Annotated in this window: 7 protein-coding genes and 4 pseudogenes; 3 read left to right on the forward strand and 8 right to left on the reverse strand. The window is 70.0% G+C overall.

Annotation, left to right across the window (positions count from 1 at the left end; genetic code table 11):
• Nucleotides 1-232 precede the first annotated feature (232 nt).
• A pseudogene (locus KSK32_RS01065) lies at nt 233-2,265 on the reverse strand (glycogen debranching N-terminal domain-containing protein).
• On the reverse strand, nt 2,262-2,642 hold the full coding sequence (locus KSK32_RS01070; protein ID WP_216928018.1) for an SCP2 sterol-binding domain-containing protein: 381 nt from the start codon (nt 2,640-2,642) through the stop codon (nt 2,262-2,264). The pseudogene KSK32_RS01065 and the gene KSK32_RS01070 overlap by 4 nt, the downstream one beginning before the upstream one ends.
• A gap of 912 nt (nt 2,643-3,554) precedes the next feature.
• Here KSK32_RS01070 and KSK32_RS01075 point away from each other — a divergent pair.
• Nucleotides 3,555-4,816, forward strand: a pseudogene (locus tag KSK32_RS01075) (IS256 family transposase).
• 40 nt (nt 4,817-4,856) lie between these two features.
• Here KSK32_RS01075 and KSK32_RS01080 read toward each other — a convergent pair.
• Nucleotides 4,857-5,282, reverse strand: a pseudogene (locus KSK32_RS01080) (transposase family protein); the annotation flags it as partial.
• A 107-nt stretch (nt 5,283-5,389) separates the two neighbouring features.
• On the opposite strand from KSK32_RS01080, the pseudogene KSK32_RS01085 reads away from it, so the two are divergent.
• Nucleotides 5,390-5,854, forward strand: a pseudogene (locus tag KSK32_RS01085) (MFS transporter); the annotation flags it as partial.
• A gap of 74 nt (nt 5,855-5,928) precedes the next feature.
• On the opposite strand, the gene KSK32_RS34135 reads toward KSK32_RS01085, so the two are convergent.
• The 3 genes from KSK32_RS34135 to KSK32_RS01095 all read right to left on the reverse strand — a co-directional run bounded on the left by KSK32_RS34135 (nt 5,929) and on the right by KSK32_RS01095 (nt 9,655).
• Nucleotides 5,929-6,051, reverse strand: a complete 123-nt coding sequence (locus KSK32_RS34135; protein WP_256451491.1) for a hypothetical protein — start codon at nt 6,049-6,051, stop codon at nt 5,929-5,931.
• A 71-nt stretch (nt 6,052-6,122) separates the two neighbouring features.
• Nucleotides 6,123-8,195, reverse strand: coding sequence for an N-acetylmuramoyl-L-alanine amidase (locus KSK32_RS01090; RefSeq protein ID WP_216928019.1), 2,073 nt, complete (start codon nt 8,193-8,195; stop codon nt 6,123-6,125).
• Nucleotides 8,196-8,215: 20 nt separating this feature from the next.
• Nucleotides 8,216-9,655, reverse strand: a complete 1,440-nt coding sequence (locus tag KSK32_RS01095; protein WP_216928020.1) for a VCBS repeat-containing protein — start codon at nt 9,653-9,655, stop codon at nt 8,216-8,218.
• 243 nt (nt 9,656-9,898) lie between these two features.
• Between KSK32_RS01095 and KSK32_RS01100 the strand changes: the two genes are divergently transcribed.
• Nucleotides 9,899-10,963: a LacI family DNA-binding transcriptional regulator gene (locus KSK32_RS01100; protein WP_216928021.1), complete on the forward strand. Its 1,065-nt coding sequence runs from the start codon at nt 9,899-9,901 to the stop codon at nt 10,961-10,963.
• Here KSK32_RS01100 and KSK32_RS01105 read toward each other — a convergent pair.
• Together KSK32_RS01105 and KSK32_RS01110 are read right to left on the reverse strand one after the other, a co-directional pair.
• Entirely contained in the window at nt 10,953-12,587 is a 1,635-nt protein-coding gene (locus KSK32_RS01105) for a fucose isomerase (protein WP_216928022.1), read from the reverse strand. The genes KSK32_RS01100 and KSK32_RS01105 overlap by 11 nt on opposite strands.
• A complete protein-coding gene (locus KSK32_RS01110) occupies nt 12,584-14,137 on the reverse strand; it encodes an FGGY-family carbohydrate kinase (RefSeq protein WP_216928023.1) in 1,554 nt (517 codons plus the stop codon). The genes KSK32_RS01105 and KSK32_RS01110 overlap by 4 nt, the downstream gene beginning before the upstream one ends.
• Between the last annotated feature and the right edge of the window lie 10 nt (nt 14,138-14,147).

Raw genomic sequence — 14,147 nt, forward strand, 5'->3', positions numbered from 1 at the left:
GAGGGCGTTCAGCCGAGTTGACGAAGTGGCCCAGTTTCTTGGGGGATGGGTGACCGCTTCGAATCACGGCGCGACCCGGCGGTGCGCCGTAGGAGTGCAAGCGCGAAGCGCGGCACCTGTGCATTGCGGCGCGGTCGAGATCGAAGCGGGGTGGCTCAGCCGGCCGCCAACCACGTGCCAGGCTTCGCCCGGAGTGCTGGCGCCTCCGCAGCGGGCTCCGCTCGGACCGGTGTCAGTTGGGCCGGCTGCGGCCCAGCGCGTCGACCCCTCCCCAGCGTCCCGGGATGTCGAGGACCTCGATGCGGCCGAGTCCGGGGGGCACGTCGGGATCGATGACGAGGTGGTCGTCGTGGGGCTGCAGGCCGAGCATGACGCGGAGCAGGAGCAGCGGCGTGCCGGCCGACCATGCCTGGGGACTGCACGCCGTGGGGTACTCCACCGGGTAGTTGGTGAGGTCACGGTGGTAGCCGGCGAAGGCCTCGGGCAAGCGGCCCTGGAAGTGCCGGGCCGCCTCGAGCATGCCCGCGCAGATGCGCCCGGCCTCCTCGCGCATGCCGTAGCGCCAGAGGCCCCAGGCGATGATGGAGTTGTCGAACGGCCAGACGGTGCCGACGTGGTAGCCGAGGGGGTTGTAGCGGGCCTGGCCGGAGGCCAGTGTGCGCACCCCCCAGCCGGTGAACATGTCCGGGCCGAGCAGATGGTCGCCGACGGTCCTGGCCCGGTCGTCGTCCACGATGCCGCTCCACAGCAGGTGACCGATGTTGGACGACAGGGCGTCCACCTGGTTGCCGTCGGCATCCAGCGCGAGGGCGTAATAGCCGCCGTCGGCGACCCAGAAGTCGCGGTTGAACCGTTGTTTCAGGTCGGCGGCCTCGCGCTCGAGCCGCTCGGCGTAGGCGTGGTCGTGCCACACCGTGCGGGCCAGCCGGGCAGTTCGGACCTTGGCGTCGTAGGCGTAGCCCTGTAGCTCGCAGGTGGCGCGGGGAAAGCCGGGAAGCCGGCCGTCACGATAGGCGATCGCGTCCGGTGAGTCCTTCCAGCACTGGTTGGGCAGCCCGGTCTCCGGGTTGCGGGTCTGGTAGTAGATGTAGCCGGTCCGCGGCTGTTGCCGTAGGTGTCGATCCAGTCGATGGCGGCCCGGGCCTCGGGTTCGAGGCGCCGGACGAGGTTCTGGTCGCCGGTCCAGCGCTCGTACTCGTCGAGCAGGATCAGGAACAGCGGGGTCGAGTCGGCCGAGCCGTAGTAGGGCGAGTGGGGCTGCTCCTCGAAACCGGCCAGTTCGCCGTAGCGCAACTCGTGCAGGATCTTCCCGGGTTCCTCGTCGCGGAAGTCGTCGAGCCGGCTGCCCTGTATGCCGGCCAGGACCGCGATGGTCGGCGGCAGGATACGCGGCAGGAACGGCAGCGCCTGCAGGCCGGTAAAGATGCTGTCCCGGCCGAACAACGTCATGAACCACGGCAGTCCGGCGGCGATGAGCTGGCTGCCGAAGGTGATCGACTCGTAGCGCAGGGCCCCGAGGTCACGCACACTGCACTGGTACGCCGTGGCCAGCGGCTCGTAGTCGCAGATCAACCGCGGGACGGCCGCGACGAAGCTGCGGCGCTCGGCGCGGATCTGGTCGACCGTCCGGTTGAGGCCGATCGGCAGCGACTCCCGGAAGTCCCGCCCGTCGGCCCCGACGACCAGAGCCTGCGCCACCAGCTTCGTCCGCCACTCGGCGTGTTGCTCCACCCGGATGTGGAACGTCATACCCTGCTCGTCCACGGCACCCGGGACACTGCTGGTCACGCGGACCTCGCGGTGGAACCGTTCACGCCGGTAGCTCAGCAGCAAGTCGGCGCCCTCGACCCGGACGGTCGCGCCGCCCGGCTTGCGCTGCGCGTTCTTGATCTCGAACAGGTCGGCGAAGTCGGTGCCTATGTCGATCCGCAGCGTCAGTTCGACGGTCGAGGTGGTGTGGTTGAGCACGGTCAGCGTCTCCTCGAAGCTGCCGTTGATGGCCCGGTAGCGCAGGACGGAGATCTTCGCGTCGATGTAGTGGCTGGGCGCACCCGGCACGAGGAAGTACGTGGTGTCGTACGACGTCTCCTCGTCCACCGACAGCGCGTTCAGTCGCTCCCCGTCCAGCGTCAGCACCCAGGTGGACAGGAATCGCGTGTCGAAGGAGAAGAGCCCGGTCGGGTAGTCCAGCGACGGCTCGATGTCACCGCGCCGGTCGGACACCAGGAACGTGTTGCCGTCCAGGATGCTGATCAGCTCCTTCACGCCAGCGCCTGCGGTTCCTCGGCAACCACCGTGCGGGGGTCACGCGCCTGCGGCGACGGCGGGAAGAATCGTTGAAAGGCCAGGAACACCGTCACGTCTCCGCTCAACGTGGCGTCGTTGCGCAGCAGCGCCGCGATCGGCTGGGACTCACCCGTCACCAGTTTCTCGAACAGTGCGGCGTCACTGCGCCATACCGTGTCCGCCTCGGCGTAGCCGCGGCCGGCGACCGGGTTGCCCGCCCGCAACGTCACCAGCCAGTGCTCCGTGTGGCTTCCCGTGTACAGGTCAACACGCAGCACACCGTCGACGGGACTACGCAGCCCCTGCGGCGTCCTCGCCTGCAAGGTGCTGAAGAACTGCTCCAAGAGCGCTTCCATTGCAGAGACGATAGGCATGCGGGCGATCGGAGACCTGAGAACCAGCCGACGTCACCCTTCCGCTGCGCCTGCCTCGGCCGGCCACGCAGTGCGACCGCTCGGTGCCCCCCGAACCACCCGCTCAGCGAGACGCCGCCTCCCGCCTCCGGCACACCGTCGACGACGAAGCCAAGGGCTTCCCCACCCCGCCAGCGAGCCGATGGCACCCGCCGTCTGCTCTACGGCTTCCTCATCACCGCGGCGCAACACCGTGTCTGCACGCGCTGACCAGCTCGTGCTCGTACCACCACCGGATGATGCTGCCGGAGATTCCTCGACACCCTCCAGTTCCGGCGCGACACGGCGTCCCGGCCGGTACAAGGAGCGCGACGGTGGCCCGCGCCCACGAGCGGGCTACCTCACGAGGTGTAACTGGCGCGTCTCGGCGGGCTTCCACCAGCTCGGGTCATGCCAGGCGAGCCCACATGCGTTCTGCGAGGTCGTCGAAGCGTGTCGCTGATTTGCCACTGCGGATCGTCGGGGACTTCGCCGTCCGACCGCGCGCCCCATGCCCTCGATCACCAGCCTGTCGTCGATGAACGGCCGGTAGATGCCGTTGAGGCGGTGCAAGGTTACCGGGTGGCACCTGCACCGGAGGTCGACCGGGGCCCCGCCACGACCGCGCCGATCGAGCACCGGCGCGGTCGCGGAACCCGAGCGTCAGACTGATCTCCTACTCCCTTTTCGCCGATGCGTGTGCTTCCGGCATCAGCCCAGCTGCCACTGCTGGTTGCCGCCCAGCGGCCGACCACATTCCCAGATCTGCAATCTGGTGCCGTTGGCCGTTCCGAACGGGACTGCGTAGATTTCCGTGTTTGACCTGGGTGTGGTCCGTTGGACAGGACGTTGATCCTGTCCAGGAAGGACCACGTCATGGCAGACAAGAAGAAGGCGGTTCAGCTTCCGCAGCCGACGGCGGCTGAGGTGGAGTTCGCGCAGCAGCTGGTCGAGCGGGCCAAGGCCGACGGAGTGTCGTTGGTCGGGCCGGGTGGGCTCCTCGCGGGGATCACCCGCACGGTCCTGGAATCAGCGCTCGACGCCGAACTGGATGCCCATCTTGACGACGCTGGTGTCGACGAGGAATCGGGTCGGCGGAGCAGCATTCGCAACGGGCACGGGGCGAAGACGGTGCAGACCGAGGTCGGGCCGGTGCGGATCCAGGTTCCTCGGGACCGGGCCGGGTCGTTCACGCCGCGGATCGTGCCGAAGCATGTCCGCAGGTTGGACGGGTTCAACGAGGCGATCCTGTCGCTGTATGCCAAAGGGCTGACCACCGGGGAGATTTCCGCGCACCTGGCGGATGTGTATGACGCCGACGTGTCCCGGGAGTTGGTCAGCCGGGTCACCGACAGCGTGCTGGAGGAGATGGAAGCTTGGCGGCAGCGGCCCCTGGACCGGGTGTATCCGGTGGTGTTCATCGACGCCCTGGTGATGAAGATCCGCCAGGGGCAGGTCGCGAACCGGCCCGTCTACGTCGTGGTCGGGATCAGCCTCGACGGAGAACGCGACGTGCTCGGTATGTGGGCCGGGATCGGCGGGGAAGGCGCCAAGCAGTGGGCCGGCTACCTCACCGAACTGCGCAACCGCGGCGTCGAGGACGTGTTCATGGTCTGCTCCGACGGCCTCAAGGGCATGACCGACGCCATCGAGCAGGTCTGGCCCAGGCGGTGCACCAGCAGTGCGTCGTGCACCTGGTCCGGGCCCGCCTGCGTTACACCAACCGCAAGGACTGGCAGAAGATCACCCCCGCGTTGCGGGAGATCTACACCGCCCCCACCGTCGCCGCCGCAGAGGCCCGGTTCGAGGAGTTCGCCACGCAGTTCGGTGACCAGTACCCCGCCGTGATCCGGCTCTGGCGCCAGTCGTGGCCCCAGTTCGTGCCTTTCCTGGACTACGACCACGAGGTCCGCAAGGTCCTCTACACCACCAACATCATCGAGTCCCTCAACGCCCGGTTCCGGCAAGCCGCCCGCCGACGCGGGCACTTCCCGACCGAGCAGGCCGCGATGAAGGTTCTCTACCTTGTCGTCCAGCAGAAACGTAAGGGCGGCGGGAGCATCACCGGCCGGGTCTACGGTTGGGCCAAGGCCCTCAACGCCCTGATCCTCGCCTACGGCGACCGGATCGCCATCTAACAGCATCGATCACACCACAGGCCCAACACGGAAGTCGACACACTCCCCTGGTCCCTCGGGCGTCGATGATGCCGTGGGTGCGGGCGGCGGTCAGGTCGTGCGTCGAGCCGGGCAGCGCGGTCGAGGCCCAGACGAGACGCCCGGCCGCGTCGGCGATGACCTGCACGTTCACGCCGTGGCGCTTGTGCTTGCCGGAGTAGTACGGCTTCTGGTCGGCGACCCGGTCGATCGGGATCAGGGTGCCGTCGAGGATTGTGTAGGCGAGCAGCCGGATCCTGGTCATGGCCGTGGCCAGGTTGTCGGCGGTCGCGGCGAGCAGGTCGATGGCCTCGCGGACATAACGCCAGGCCGTCGTGACGCCGATCTCGAAGCCGGCGGCCAGGCGGGTCAGGGTGTCGCCGTTGCGCAGGTGGGCCAGGGCGAGCAGAGAAGTTTCCGTGTCTGTGATCATGGGTGGTAGACGACGTCGGACAGGCGCCGTTTCAGGCAAGGCATGGCCTCCTCGTGGGTCTTTCCGGCGGCTCGTTTGCGCTGGTAGTAGCCCCGCCTCGGTCGAGGGGTGCCGCGGCCGGACGGTCCCGGGCGATCGGCATCTGGGCGGCGACCAGTGCGCTGGGCTTCGCCGCCGGGCCGCCGATCGGCGGATTCGTGCTGGCTCACCTGCCCTGGGGTGCGATCTTCCTGGTGAACGTCCCGATCGTGGTGGTCTGCCTGCTCGCCGACCGGATACTGGTCCCGGAATCGCGGGACCCAGCCGGTGGGCGCCTGGGCCTGGGCGGGGTGACGTTGTCCACCGCCGGCCTGACCGCGATCGTCTGGGCGATCATCTCCGGTCCCGAGCGTGGATGGGCGTCGGCGCCGGTGCTCGGCGTGGGCACGGCAGGAGTGCTGCTGCTGGTGCTGTTCGTCGGCTGGGAGCGGCGGTGCGCCCACCCGATGCTGGACATGCACTTCTTCCGGGACCGCCGCTTCGTCGGTGCGGTCTGCGGCGTCGTGCTGATCACGTTCGGCGCCACCGGGGCGCTGTTCCTGCTCACCGGCCCGAGCAACCCGAGTTGCACCCGCCGATCCTGCCACGCCCTGCAACCGGGTTCCGCCCACGTCCCCGCCGGTCAGGTGGCCAGGCGCAGGTGACGCCGCTGCCGCAGCCGCACCGCGACAGCCGCCACGACCAGCAACGTGCGCGCGGCAGCGAAGGCCAGCCCGTCGGTCAGGCCTGCCTCCAGCTCGCGCAACGTGGTGGAGCGGTAGGTGGACGGCGAGCGACGCCGGTCCCGATCCGGGCCGGCGTCGCTCGCCGTCGGGCTCAGAGTGTGGTTTCGCTGGTGAGGCCGAAGTAGTCGTGCCATTTGGTGCTGGGGGCGAATGTGGTGCCGGTGGAGAGTGCGACGTAGACGTCGTTGGTGGTGCCTTTGGTGAAGACGACGAGGTCGTCTTTGCCGTCGCCGTTGGCGTCGGCGAGGTAGGGGAATTCGCCGGGTAGGCAGAAGAAGTCGTGCCATTTGATCGTGGTTCCGGTGAAGGTGGTGCCGGTGGAGGTGGCGGCGTAGACGTCGGCGTCGGTGTTGCAGGTGAAGGTGACGATGTCGTCGCGGCCGTCGCCGTTGATGTCGCCGACCCGGGGCTGCTCGGCGCCGACGGCGAACAGGTCGTGCCATTTCTGCGGTGCCCCGAAACCATTGCCGGTGGACAGGGCGACGATGACGTCGGCGGCGGTGGCGGGGCCTTGGGTGAAGGTGATGATGTCGTCGCGGCCGTCGCCGTTGACGTCGCCGAGGGCGGGGAACTCCCCGGCGATGGAGAAGTAGTCGTGCCACTTCACGGCGGTGCCGGTGAAGGAGGTGCCGGTGGACAGGGCGACGTAGACGTCGGCGTTGGTGTCGTGGGTGAAGGTGATGATGTCGTCGCGGCCGTCGCCGTTGACGTCGCCGACGGCGGGGACTTCGGTGCCGGGGGCGAACCAGTCGTGCCATTTCGCGGATGCGGCGAAGGATGTGCCGGTGGACAGGGCGACGTGGACGTCGGCGGTGGTGCCGTGGGTGAACACGATCGCGTCGTCTCGTCCGTCGCCGTTGACGTCTCCGGTCAGGGGGGTCTCTCCGGACAGGGCGAACCAGTCGTGCCACTTCACCGACGTGCCCGCGAACGACGAACCCGTCGACGTGGCCACATACGCGTCGGCCAGCGCACCGTGGGTGAACGCGACCACGTCATCCCGACCGTCACCGGTGAAATCCGTCGGCGAACCACCGAAATAGCGGGCGGTCGGGCCTCCGCCACCCTGGTTCACCAGCGAGAGGTAGTAGTTCCAGTTCCAGTTCGGTCCCGGGTCGGTGTGGTCGTTGCCCGGGATCTCGTTGTGCCCCTTGATGCCGGTGCGGTTCTTCGGGATGCCGTACTTGTCGCACAGGTAACGGGTCAGCGCGGCCGACGAACGGTACATCGCGTCGGTGAACCAGGCCGGGTTGTCCACGTACCCCTCGTGCTCGATGCCGACGCCGTACGCGTTGCCCGACCGGGCGTGGTAAGCGGTGTCGCCCTCGCGGACCATCTGAGTGATCTCACCGTTGCTGGACTTCACCACGTAGTGGGCGCTGACCCCGGCCGACGGGTTCTGGAACCAGCTGATCGTACCGGCGTACGAACCCTGGGTGACGTGGAGAATCACAGTGGTGATCCGGCTGGGCCGCCCCACGCCGTAGTTCGCTCCGTTGGCAGCCACCCACCGCGCCGCCGGGTACTCGGGCACGGCGGCGGCGAGCGTACGGGACGCGGTGCCGGCGGGCGCCACGGCGGCGTAGCGACCCCGCTCTGGCTCGACCCGGTACGCCCGGACCGGCACCGCGCCCGGGATGCCCTGCTGCACCAGCTCGTAGATCCCGTCCGCGTACAGGCGTGCGGTGGCGTCGTCGGCCGCGCCGCCGTACCGCGCCACCACCGGGTACCAGGCGGTCACCCGGTCCCGGTCCCGCGCGGTCAGTCCCTCGGCGTCGGCCAGATCGCGCAGCACGGCCGCGCCGCCGCGGATGTTCGCCGGCGTGACGGTCTTCAGTCGCCCGACCGGCTCGCCGGTCAACTCCGCCGCCCGTTCCAGGCTGCGCTGGACCGGGTTGCTCACCAGGTGCATCACCCCGAAGCCGTTCGCCTGGCTCGGCTTGCCGCCGTGCGCGTCGAGGCGGGACTCGCCGTAGCCGACCGCGACCAGGACGTCCCGGGGCACGTCGTACTCCTGCGCCGCCCGTACGAACGCGGCGTCCAGCGCGGTCCGGCCCGGCGGCGTCGCGGACGCCGGCGCGGGCTGCACCGCGATCCCGCCGGCGAGCGCCGCGGCCAGCAGGGCGACGCCGGTGCGCCGCCGTCTCCGTCGTGTTCCGGCCACGGGGGCCTCCCATCCTGGTGTCACAGCGTCACCTCACCGGTGAGCCCGAAGTAGTCGTGCCACTTGCTGCTGGCACCGAAGGTGGTGCCGGTGGACAGCGCCACGTACACGTCGTTCGTGGTGTTCTTGGTGAAGACGATGAGGTCGTCTTTGCCGTCGCCGTTGGCGTCGCCCAGGTAGGGGAATTCGCCGGGTAGGCAGAAGAAGTCGTGCCACTTGATCGTGGTGCCGGTGAAGGTGGTGCCGGTGGAGGTGGCGGCGTAGACGTCGGCGTCGGTGTTGCAGGTGAAGGTGACGATGTCGTCCTTGCCGTCGCCGTTGATGTCGCCGACGCGGGGTTGTTCGGTGCCGACGGCGAACAGGTCGTGCCACTTCTGTGGCGCTCCGAACGAGGTGCCGGTGGACAGGGCGACGATGACGTCCGCCGCCGAGGCGGGGCCCTGGGTGAAGGTGATGATGTCGTCCTTGCCGTCGCCGTTGACGTCGCCCAGGGCGGGGAACTCCCCGGCGATGGAGAAGTAGTCGTGCCACTTCACCGCCGTGCCCGAGAACGACGACCCGGTTGACAACGCCACGTAGACGTCCGCCGTCGCGTTGTGCGTGAACGCGACGATGTCGTCCCTGCCGTCGCCGTTGACGTCACCGACCGCGGCGATCTCCGCGCCGGGGGCGAACCAGTCGTGCCACCGGCCCGGCGACGTGAACGCTGATCCGTTCGACAGCGCCACGTACACGTCGCCGGTGTTGCCGTGCGCGAACGTGACGATGTCGTCGCGGCCGTCACCGTTGACGTCGCCCGTCGACGCGGTCTCCCCGCCGATGGAGAAGAAGTCGTTCCACTTCACCGACGTTCCGGCGAAGCCGGTTCCGGTCGACGTGCTCGCGTACACGTCGGCGGAGGCGTTCTGGGTGAAGGTGAGGATGTCGTCGCGGCCGTCACCGTTCACGTCCGTCGACGAGCCGCCGGCCATGCCGTGGGTACGCGCCGCCTGGTTGAGCAGCGTGCGCGCGGTCGCCGCCACCTGGTCGTACCGGTCGGGGAAGCCCGATCGCTGGACGCACTGGGCGACCTGGCCCGCCGTGTAGCCGGGGTTGTTGCGGTCGCAGGTGATCGCACGCGTGATGTACTGCGTGGTGGCGTAGACCGGGTCCATGATCTGCTCCGGCGTGCCCCAGCCGTAGTCCCAGCGCTGCTGGAACACGCCCAGGCTGGACTTGTCGCCGCAGGGCAGGTTGTTCATGTGGGACTCGACCCAGCCCGCCTCGAAGGTGGAGAGCATGACCTTGTCGTTGACGTTGTACGACCGGGCCACCCGGTAGACGATCACGGTGACGGCGGGGTCGTGGGTGGCCGGGACGGACGGGCAGGCGAGCGTGCCGATCGGTACGGCGGCGGCCGGCGCGCCGACCGCCGTGACGGTGCAGAGCGCGACAAGCATCGCCAGCAGATTTCGTCTCACCGTGCTCCTCGGGGGTGTGGGGGTGACCAGCGGTACCGGGCGAGAAATCGATTGCCGACGAGTCTCGTAGTCACTCACATCGATGTCAATAGCGGCGGTGGGACGCGATCGACCCGATCGGAAATCGATTGCTGGACGGGACTAGAATTCCGAGCGATTCCCCGCGGTGGCGGTCTCACTCCGGTACGTCACCATCCGACGGGGGCCGGGCCGGAGCGCCCGGGCGACGACGACGGGAGCGCGATGACGACCATCTACGACGTGGCGCGTCGCGCGGGGGTGTCGCCGGCGACCGTCTCCCGCGTCCTCAACGGGCGTGCCTCGGTCGACCCGGACATGGCCGCCCGGGTGCGGCAGGCCGCGCAGGATCTCGACTACCGCCCGAACGCCGTCGCGCGCAGCCTGCGCCGCAGCCGGACCAGCCTCTGGGCGGTCATCATCTCCGACATCGGGAACCCGTTCTTCACCTCGATGGTGCGCGGTGTCGAGGACGTCGCGCAGGAGGCCGGCTTCTCGGTCGTGCTCTGCAACGGCGATGAGGACCCGGAGAAGGAGGCCCGCTACGTGGCGGCGGCCCTGGCCGAGCGGATGGCTGGGGTGATCATCTCCCCGTCCGGGCGGCCGGCCCTGATCAGCCGCCTGGTGCAGGCCCGCATCCCGGTCGTGGCGATCGACAGGCAACCACGCGGCGTCGAGGTGGACACCGTGCTGGTGGACAACACCCACGGCGCCGAGCAGGCGACCGTCCATCTGGTGGGCAGCGGCTACCGGCGGATCGCCTGCATCACCGGCCCACGCCGGATCTCCACCGCCATGCAGCGGCTGCGGGGCTACCAGCGGGCGCTGAAGGCGAGCGGACGCCCGGCCACCGAGGACCTGATCCGGTACGCGGACTTCCGCGAGGAGGGCGGCTACCGCGCGATGGCCTCCCTGCTGGAGACCGCCGAGCCGCCGGACGCGGTGTTCGCGGCGAACAACTTGATGACTGTGGGCGCCCTCGAGTGCCTCGTGGACAACGGCATCGGCGTGCCCGACCCGTTCGGCATCGTCGGGTTCGACGACATCCCCTGGGCGCACCTGGTCCGGCCCTCGCTGAGCACCGTCGCGCAGCCCACCTACGACCTGGGGCGTACCGCGGCCACGCTGCTGGTCGAGCGGATCGCCGACCCGGCCAAGGCGCCCTCGACAGTGGTGCTCCACACCGAGCTGCGGGTACGCGACAGCTCGGCGCCGTCGGCCGGCCGGCCGGGCCACGCGGTGGGCCGTAACCGGTCGCGCGGCACTGCCGCCGGCTCGCTCAGATCGTGACGTCCCCGCACAGGTGCACCCGTACGCCCAGCTCGGCGAAGAGGGCGGCCTTGACCCGTAGCGCGCGGTCGGCGGTGTCGGCGTTGGGCGCGTAGACCACGTTGACGTGGTTGGCCTTGTGCCGGGCCATCAACTGGTCGCGGCCCACGCCGTGCAGCACGGCGTGCATGATCGGCCATTGCGGTGTGGTGGCGTCCAGCCGCCGCCGGGTCTCCGCCTCGGGCAGCTCCACCACCGTGCCGCGCCCGAGGTCGACGTGCAGGCCGCCGTCCATCACGAACACGCGCGACCAGACGATCTCCCCCGGCTTCGACACGCCGCTGAGCGTGCCGCCGCCGAGCGGGAAGTACATCGGTGGCTGACGCATGCTGTACGACCTGTCGTAGCCGCCGTTGTGCGATGCGGGCACCGCACCGGAGATCTCGAAGACCCAGACGAAGTGCTCGCCGTACTGTTGTCCCCAGCGGATGTCGTGCAGCGTCGTCGCCGGGTCCAGGCCCATCGCGGTCCAGATCCGGTTGGTGACCAGCGAGTCCACGGCGACGCCCTCGTCGACCTCGTTGAAGTGCGGCAGCGCGACGCCCGGGTACAGCTCCCGGGAGCCGTCCCGGCTGGTCACCGGGGGGCGTTCGACGTTGTTCAGCAGCCCCTCGGCCAGGTCGCTGGCCGGCACGCTGTCCTTGAGCCCCTGCTGGTACTGGATCCCGACCGCGTCCAGGCCGAAGTCGTCGGCGATGCGCAGCGCGGCGACGTACATGCGGCACTGGCTGAGCAGTTGGGCGTACGTCAGCTCGGTGGCCTCGTCGGTGCCGGTGTGGAACGTCATCCCGGCCGCCTCCAGCCAGGCCAGCACCGCCCGCGCCTCGGTGTCGGGCACCCGCGCCATCTCCGCCACCAGTGCGCTCTGCGACAGGCGTTCCTTGAAGACGCCGATCGGGTTGAGCAGTTCGTCGTCGATGATGGCGTTGTACATGCCCATGCAGCCCTCGTCGAAGACGCCGATGACGGCCCGCTCGGAGACGAGCTGCCGGGCCAGCGCCACGCCGAGTTCGACCTCCTCGTCCGGCCGCAGCACCGGCAGCGGGCGTACGTGGCTCTCGTCGTGCGTCACCCGGCCGGTTTCCAGCCACTTCTTCAGGCCGTCGCGCGCCCACTCGTCGGTGAAGTCCTCGCTCCACAGCGTCGAGTACCGCACGCCCGCCTTGGTGAGGCTGCCGGCGAGGTTGAGCAGGCCCACCAGGCCGGGGTACTCGCCGCTCCAGTTCGCCACCAGCAGGATCGGCCCGCGGTGGGCGCGCAGCCCGGCCAGCACGTGGTGGCTGTACTGCCAGACCGCCTCCACCACGACGAGCGGCACGTCGGCCGGGATGCTCCGGAAGACCTCGATCCCGGCGCGCTGGCTGTCGATGAAGCCGTGTCCTTTGCCCGGGTCGACGTCGTGACCGCGCCGGACCTGCCAGCCGAGCGCGGTGACCGCGGCGGTGAGGTCGGCTTCGAGCTGCCGCTGGGTGGGCCAGCAGGTGACGTTCGCGCTCAGCCGGAGGTCACCGCTGGCGACTGTGTAGACGGTGCGGGGCGGGGCGGCCGGGCGCTCGACCGGCACGGGCAGTGTGTAACGGGTCACGGGGCAGCTCCCTCGGCGGGCGGACGGTGGGTGGGGCGGAACGCGCTCAGCAGGCGTTCCTGCCGGGCCGCAAGGGCGTGGACCACAGATCGGCAACCGGCGTACAGCTCGCGGTAGAGCCGGTACAGCTCGTCGTAGTCGGCGGCCGGTTCGGGTCGTGGCCGCCGCACCCCGGCGATCGGGTTCCACGTCTCGATCGAGACGTCCATCACGGTCCGGGCGGCCAGGAAGGCGCCGCCGTAGCTGGCGCCGATGGTCTGCGCCGGAATCTGCTGTTCCCGGCCGGTGATGTCGGAGACGATCTGGGTCCAGAGCCCGCCCCGGGTGCCGCCGCCGACCGCGACGATCCGGCGGATGTCGCCGCCGGCCGCCTCGATCGTCTCGATGTTGTGCCGTACCGCCAGCCCGGTCGCCTCCAGCGCCGCCCGGTAGATGTCGCCGGGGCCGTGCGAGAGGGTGAGACCGGCGATCAGGCCGCGGGCCCGGGGATCGAGGATCGGCGTGCGTTCCCCGGCGAAGAACGGCAGCATCAGCAACCCGCGGGCACCGGCGCCGGAGCGTTCGGCGAGGCGGAGCAGCTCGGTGTGGTCGGTGCCCGCCACCAGGTCGCGTAGCCAGCCGGTGATCGCGCCGGAGGTCGCCATCCCGCCGGCCAGGTTGCGGGTGCCCGGCAGCGCGCCGACGGTGCCCCACAGCGACGGGCTGGTCAGCCGGTGCGGCACGGTGTGCACGAGGAACATGGTGGTGCCGTACATGAGCATCAGGTCGCCCACGCCCTGCGCACCCACGCTCAACGCCTCCGACCAGGCGTCAATCGTGCCCGCCACCACCGGGACGCCCTCCGGCAGGCCGGTCTCGGCGGCGGCCCCGGCCGTCACCTCACCGGCCACGTCGCCGGGCCAGCGCAGTGGCGGAAGCTGCAGTCCGGGTGCGAACGGGTCGATCCACGGCCGGTACCAGTCCTGGGCCTCGGTGTCGTAGAACGGCGTGCACTGGCTTGCCGAGTGATGATCGAGCAGGTAGCGACCGGTGAGCCGGTAGGCCAGCCACGAACTGGGCATGAACAGCTGGCGGGCACGGGCGAACAGTTCCGGTTCGGTGTCGGCCACCCACGCGATCTTCGGGCCCGCCGCCTGGCTGGACAGCGCCGACCCGCACCGCTGGATGATCTCGTCGGCGCCGAACCGCTCGTTCATCCGCTCGATCTGCTCCCCGGCGCGGGTATCCACGCCGTAGAGGACGGCCGGGCGCAGTGGAGTGCCGCCGGCGTCGGTGAGCAGCACGCACGGACCCATGCCGCTCACCCCGACCGCGCACACCCGGACGTCACCCGGAGCCAGCAGGTCCCGGCTGAGGGCGACGAACTCCCGCCACCAGATCCGGCCGTCCATCTCGACCCGGCCAGGGCCGGGCCGGTCGACCCGGTGCTCCCGGACCCGGGACCGGACCAACCGCCCGTCGGAGTCGACGAGAATCCCCTTGCTGCTCGACGTGCCGATGTCCACGCCGAGCACCACCGGCGCCGCCCGCCGCACGCTCGCGCTGCGCATCCCGGCCCCC

The sequence above is a fragment of the Micromonospora sp. WMMB482 genome, assembly GCF_019038635.1.
In the GTDB taxonomy this organism is placed as follows: Bacteria; Actinomycetota; Actinomycetes; order Mycobacteriales; family Micromonosporaceae; genus Micromonospora; species Micromonospora marina.

What these genes read in the sequence shown, in the direction of transcription:
- KSK32_RS01110 (WP_216928023.1), bottom strand. Translation starts at nt 14,137, where the DNA reads ATGCGCAGCGCGAGCGTGCGGCGGGCGGCGCCGGTGGTGCTCGGCGTG.
- KSK32_RS01100 (WP_216928021.1), top strand. Translation starts at nt 9,899, where the DNA reads ATGACGACCATCTACGACGTGGCGCGTCGCGCGGGGGTGTCGCCGGCG.
- KSK32_RS01070 (WP_216928018.1), bottom strand. Translation starts at nt 2,642, where the DNA reads ATGGAAGCGCTCTTGGAGCAGTTCTTCAGCACCTTGCAGGCGAGGACG.